Genomic DNA, 4,024 nt, shown 5'->3' with positions numbered 1-4,024 from the left:
TCCCAAACCGACGTTTTATAGATTGCCCTGTGGCAGCCATGCCGATAACTTCACCTGATTTTTTTGCAGAAAATATTGGGTGAAAAACATGCAAATTGGCTACGTAAGGGTGTCAACAAATGACCAAAACACAGATCTTCAGCGACAAGCTCTCGAACGCGCAGGATGTGAACAGGTTTTTGAGGAAAAAATGAGCGGGACGGTAGCGAACCGGCCAGCGCTTAAAAAGCTTCTTCGAACGCTGAGTGAGGGCGATACGCTGGTAGTGTGGAAGCTGGATCGCCTCGGGCGAAGCATGCGGAACTTGGTACTGCTGGTCGACGAACTCCGGCAGCGCGGCATCCATTTCAAAAGCCTTACGGACAGCATCGACACCTCCAGTCCAATGGGGCGATTCATTTTTCACATCATGTCAGCCCTGGCCGAGATGGAGAGGGAGTTAATCGTGGAACGTACCAGGGCAGGACTGGCGGCAGCCCGGGAGAAAGGGCGCATAGGCGGAAGACGGCCGAAGTTAACCCCTGAGCAATGGGCGCAGGCTGGCAGGCTGATTTCAAACGGCGTGGACAGAAAGCAGGTGGCAATTATCTATGATGTGGCCGTATGTACTTTGTATAAGAAATTCCCAGCCCTCAAGGGAATCAGCGAAACGTAAATGATTATAGATCATCAGGATTATTAGATGTGCAGATCCCAACTTTAACCAGACAGAATATCATCAATGCCAGAACTATTACGACGATAGTAGAGATTATGAGCGTTATCATAAATGACCCTTATATGATTTTATTTTTTAGACTGTGTGAATCAAAAAAAATTCCAAACAGTTAAAAATATGTGACTTAAGTTAGGATGGTATTGAATGCCGTACTACATAGAATGTAATGAGTGCGGCGGCTGGCTATCCCGCATCAAACTAGCTTACTCAGGTTATTATGATCGGCTGGACAAAATTCATAATGAGCAATTACCCGAGGGATGAAAACATACATACAAAATTGAGAGTCCTTAAATATCAGCGAATTCGCAAAAATCTGGCCATATCCTTGAAGCTACCTCACCATTTTTTTCATTTTTTACCTTTGAGTCTGGGCACAAATGTAAGGGTTTTTTCTTCTGGTGATATCATCAAAAAAATGACCATAGGCGTAGGCTCTAAATTTTTAATCCTACGAAGAATGCCATAAAGTCGCTGTTTTAACTTGGCTGCGCCGTCTTTTTCAGACTCCCAATCTAAAACCATTTGTTTTTCAATTCCGATGTAGGTGTTTTGAGGAAATCTCACTCCACTACCAGATTTTTCCAAATATTGACGACTACTTAAGAAATCTACAATCAAGGAGTTATCCATTTGATTGAAGGGCTTGCTTTCGAACATTAGCAACACCGTATAACTTATGATTTTCATAGAAATCTCATGGGTAGGTTCAGGCCATGTGAACGGTATGTTAGTTAAAATAGCGACAATGTGTATTGTTTAACATTAAAGAAATGTATCATCTGCTATATAAAAAAAAGCCTACACCAGGTAGGCAATGCTGATGATTTCTAATTATTTTTATAATGCTTCTTGTTCAATATCTTCCGCGATGTTGGTAAAAAACACCGAAGCTTATAGATACTTTCGTGCCGCATCAAAAATTTCCTGAGAGGTTAGCTCTCGATCTGATGCAACATAGACAACTTCATGGTCCCCTGTTAAAGAGGGGAAACCGGCTGACATTATCTGAAGATTGATCTCTTCTCCACCAGGGTACTGTTCGAGTATTGATGTTACGCCTTTAAGCACAGTGACAACCTTACTTGGTTTACCATTAAAGAAAATGATTACTTTTTTCATATATCACCATGTATCCAAACGAATTTAGCGGTCGTGGCTGTTCGGTAAGTGTTGCTTTTTTCTATGTATTGTTTGTTTTTCGAAATTAAAACAAGCAATATCCTGCCTTAGCGTGTACTGTAGTAGCCCATTTGAACTGGAGAAGCCTGTGTCTGCACGTAAAAACAATCAATTCCGCCGAAATTATTTAGTCAAATGCCCTTGTCCAAACTGCTCAAAAGATTCGGAGCATAGTTACAATCGTGTACAAAAGGGATCTCAATTAGTATGCCCTTACTGTAATGCTTTGTTCAAAGCCCCTGAACGTTACTAAAAAACTCATACAATAAATAAGATGTGATGCTTTTGGAGGCTGCCTAACCTCTTACGCACTTTAATATTTTATAAGCAGTTAGCTTCTGCTTTGAGACTATTCATGCAGCAGTCCTGCATTTCATCACATCGGTCAGCAAACTTGACGGTGCTGAAATATGCTGGCCTGTTGCAATGATATTCGCAAACGATAAATGACTCTTCTTGTTTTTTAATTCGTATAAGCTTAAACGGCCATTGAGGGGGTTATTTATCGCAGAGCGTAACATTTGCAGCTGTCGGACCTTTAGTACCGGCAATGATAACAAATTTCACTTTTTGTCCTTCAAAAAGAGTTTTGAATGTCTCTCCCTGTAGTGAAGAAGAGTGAACAAGGATATCTTTACTTCCATCGAGTGGGGAGATAAAACCAAAACCTTTATCTTCGTTAAACCACTTAACAAGACCTATCATTTTTGAAGACATAAAAACTCCCCTTGAACACTTAAGAAGTTACAACTTCATGAAAAGAAACGCATAATGGCATACGTATGGACTCAAGAGGAGGGATATCAGAGATAGCACCTGGTTATGAGGATTACTTAGAAAAAGTCAGATTCACATTGCATCGAACTAACCAGATCATTAAGGCACGCGTTAAACTATTTAGCAAGTTTTATTTTAGCCATCTGGGAGGCTATGGAAATTAGATTAGCTAATTCAAATTTTTCCTGTATAGTAAAATTGGATTTCACAAAAGGAAATTATTTGACTCTTAAAATGACAGGCGTTGTCAAAAGTTTTGACTGCAAGAGTGGGAAGGGGTTCATTATACCATCGGATGGGCGTAAAGATGTTTTCTTACACATCTCTGCATTAAACAATAGCGAAAACCAAACGTTAAGTCCTGGTGTTCGTGTTGAGTTCTACCGTATAAATGGACTCAGTGGTCCAATGGCGGCAAACATATTTCTTTCTTAAAAATACGCTATTGTGAGACTAGCTAAAAGGTGCAGGTCTAACTGATATTAGATTTGATTGTTATATGCTCTATCAAATTCCTCCCTTGGTTTTTTACATTTCCAACTGTACGCGTTACCGCATGCCAGTTGAACTTATCGGCGGGCACTGCACCGTCTGAAGCTATCTCTAACGCTTTATTCCCTCCAACGTCCAGCCGCATCCACTCTCTTGCAGCTTCTGGCGACAGAACCAGCGGCCGCCGATCGTGTATATCGACCAGGCCATTATCTGCTTCCGATGTCACAATGAGAAAACCTTCTGCATCATCGCCGCGCTCAAACGGTGTGCTGCCGATCGCCGCCATAAAAATCGGTTGACCGTCGGCACGGTGTATGAAGTAGGGCTGTTTCTTATCACCTTCCTTTTTCCATTCGAACCATCCATCCGCGAAGCAGATCGCCCGGCCGTGCTGCCACAGCGGTTTAAACATTCGGCTGGAAGCCGCCGTTTCGATGCGCGCGTTGATCAGAGGCGTTTTATCCCACCATCCTGGCGCGTAACCCCAGAGCACCGGATCGAGATGTAGTTTTTCGTCGCGTTCGCTCTTCAGCAGTACTTTGGTACCGGGCGCGACGTTGTAACGTCCAATAGGTTCCGGGTCATAAGCGATGTCATGATCGGCTTCATCGGCCAGGTAAGCCAGATATTCTTCACGGGTTTGGGCTTGTGCAAAACGTCCACACATAGAAACCTCCAGTCAGTCAGACTGAAAGTATAGGGCAGGGAGAAAAAGTAGCGTGCGCTGGTTAATGGTGAAGTCTTACAAGCGGAATCGTGGCGATTATGCTGATCAGGTAGAGATGCGTGAAGCGGTGTGTTGCGAAACTGGAAGGAGCTACGCAAGAGAGGGGGATTTTGGGGGCAGATTTG

8 protein-coding genes are annotated in these 4,024 nt (G+C 42.9%); 3 read left to right on the top strand and 5 right to left on the bottom strand.

Annotated elements, in window-relative coordinates; genetic code table 11:
- Positions 1 to 88: 88 nt before the first annotated feature.
- On the top strand, positions 89 to 655 hold the full coding sequence (locus tag IM267_RS01430) for a recombinase family protein (RefSeq protein ID WP_131636839.1): 567 nt from the start codon (positions 89 to 91) through the stop codon (positions 653 to 655).
- A gap of 4 nt (positions 656 to 659) precedes the next feature.
- On the opposite strand, the gene IM267_RS21505 is transcribed toward IM267_RS01430, so the two are convergent.
- The 3 genes from IM267_RS21505 to IM267_RS01420 form a co-directional block, all read right to left on the bottom strand.
- A complete protein-coding gene (locus IM267_RS21505; RefSeq protein WP_350188533.1) occupies positions 660 to 767 on the bottom strand; it encodes a YnaM/YnfT family protein in 108 nt (35 codons plus the stop codon).
- A gap of 302 nt (positions 768 to 1,069) precedes the next feature.
- Positions 1,070 to 1,408, bottom strand: coding sequence for a hypothetical protein (locus IM267_RS01425; RefSeq protein ID WP_131636744.1), 339 nt, complete (start codon positions 1,406 to 1,408; stop codon positions 1,070 to 1,072).
- A 204-nt stretch (positions 1,409 to 1,612) separates the two neighbouring features.
- Positions 1,613 to 1,840, bottom strand: coding sequence for a hypothetical protein (locus IM267_RS01420; RefSeq protein ID WP_032645629.1), 228 nt, complete (start codon positions 1,838 to 1,840; stop codon positions 1,613 to 1,615).
- Positions 1,841 to 1,952: 112 nt separating this feature from the next.
- Here IM267_RS01420 and IM267_RS21135 point away from each other — a divergent pair, with 112 nt between their 5' ends.
- Positions 1,953 to 2,153, top strand: coding sequence for a YnfU family zinc-binding protein (locus tag IM267_RS21135; RefSeq protein ID WP_308464266.1), 201 nt, complete (start codon positions 1,953 to 1,955; stop codon positions 2,151 to 2,153).
- A gap of 245 nt (positions 2,154 to 2,398) precedes the next feature.
- On the opposite strand, the gene IM267_RS01415 is transcribed toward IM267_RS21135, so the two are convergent.
- Positions 2,399 to 2,617, bottom strand: coding sequence for a cold shock domain-containing protein (locus IM267_RS01415; RefSeq protein WP_022651253.1), 219 nt, complete (start codon positions 2,615 to 2,617; stop codon positions 2,399 to 2,401).
- 282 nt (positions 2,618 to 2,899) lie between these two features.
- Here IM267_RS01415 and cspF point away from each other — a divergent pair, with 282 nt between their 5' ends.
- Entirely contained in the window at positions 2,900 to 3,112 is a 213-nt protein-coding gene (cspF, locus tag IM267_RS01410) for a cold shock-like protein CspF (RefSeq protein ID WP_131636838.1), read from the top strand.
- 37 nt (positions 3,113 to 3,149) lie between these two features.
- Here the strand turns inward: cspF and IM267_RS01405 are convergent, their stop codons facing one another.
- On the bottom strand, positions 3,150 to 3,839 hold the full coding sequence (locus IM267_RS01405; RefSeq protein ID WP_064910646.1) for an SOS response-associated peptidase: 690 nt from the start codon (positions 3,837 to 3,839) through the stop codon (positions 3,150 to 3,152).
- Between the last annotated feature and the right edge of the window lie 185 nt (positions 3,840 to 4,024).

This window comes from Enterobacter cloacae complex sp. P15RS, from assembly GCF_014895905.1.
GTDB classification, from domain to species: domain Bacteria; phylum Pseudomonadota; class Gammaproteobacteria; order Enterobacterales; family Enterobacteriaceae; genus Enterobacter; species Enterobacter quasihormaechei.
Note: the sequence above shows the minus strand (reverse complement) of the source record. Positions and strands in the feature narration are given on the sequence as shown.

Coding starts and splice junctions, on each gene's coding strand:
- IM267_RS01430 (WP_131636839.1), top strand. CDS start 89: ATGCAAATTGGCTACGTAAGGGTGTCAACAAATGACCAAAACACAGAT.
- IM267_RS21505 (WP_350188533.1), bottom strand. CDS start 767: ATGATAACGCTCATAATCTCTACTATCGTCGTAATAGTTCTGGCATTG.
- IM267_RS01425 (WP_131636744.1), bottom strand. CDS start 1,408: ATGAAAATCATAAGTTATACGGTGTTGCTAATGTTCGAAAGCAAGCCC.
- IM267_RS01420 (WP_032645629.1), bottom strand. CDS start 1,840: ATGAAAAAAGTAATCATTTTCTTTAATGGTAAACCAAGTAAGGTTGTC.
- IM267_RS01415 (WP_022651253.1), bottom strand. CDS start 2,617: ATGTCTTCAAAAATGATAGGTCTTGTTAAGTGGTTTAACGAAGATAAA.
- IM267_RS01405 (WP_064910646.1), bottom strand. CDS start 3,839: ATGTGTGGACGTTTTGCACAAGCCCAAACCCGTGAAGAATATCTGGCT.